At 51.0% G+C, this 584-nt stretch carries 1 pseudogene; it reads right to left on the bottom strand.

Annotation, left to right across the window (positions count from 1 at the left end):
• Positions 1-177 precede the first annotated feature (177 nt).
• Positions 178-584 (bottom strand): annotated as a pseudogene (locus J7438_RS27055) (hypothetical protein); the annotation flags it as partial.

Here is a 584-nt window from a genome sequence, read left to right as displayed (position 1 = left end):
GTCTGTGACCAGGAAAACAGATGAATTAACCTGGTCGAAAAGTCAGACCTCATATTCCAATGAAAGTTCCATGAAAGATGATTTTACTATTCCATCCAGTTTGACTTATTCCCGAAAAAGGGAAACTGCACAAGACTCAAAGCGCCCGTTTCATACCTCAATTACATAAGCTCTACCTCAGGCATACTCAACGTTAGCAGCATTTTTGCCAAGCCACTGCCTGAGTTCCAGCACCAGCTCATCACTGGGGCTGACCAGCCACTGCTCGCCGAGCATCAGGCTGGCCCGGGCATCGTCCCGATGGTAATCAATCCTGACCGGAAGCCGCCCCGGCTGCCCGCCCAACATGGACGACAGTTTTCGTTCGAAATGACCATCAATCTGCTCATGGGAAACCTCAAGAACCAGGCGACGGGCATAATGGCTGCGGGCATCCACCACTTTCATCACTTTTTTCGAGCGGACCTTCAGGCTACCGGAGTAATCATCAAAGGTGACTTCCCCTTCCACCACCAGCACCGCGTCTTTATGGAGCAGGTGTTGATACTCGCCAAACACATCGGCAAACACCGACACTTCAATCC

The organism is Thalassotalea sp. G20_0 (genome assembly GCF_017744175.1).
Classification (GTDB): Bacteria; Pseudomonadota; Gammaproteobacteria; order Pseudomonadales; family Endozoicomonadaceae; genus Endozoicomonas.
The sequence above is the reverse complement of the archived record's forward strand: the minus strand, read 5'-3'. Positions and strand labels throughout refer to the sequence as shown.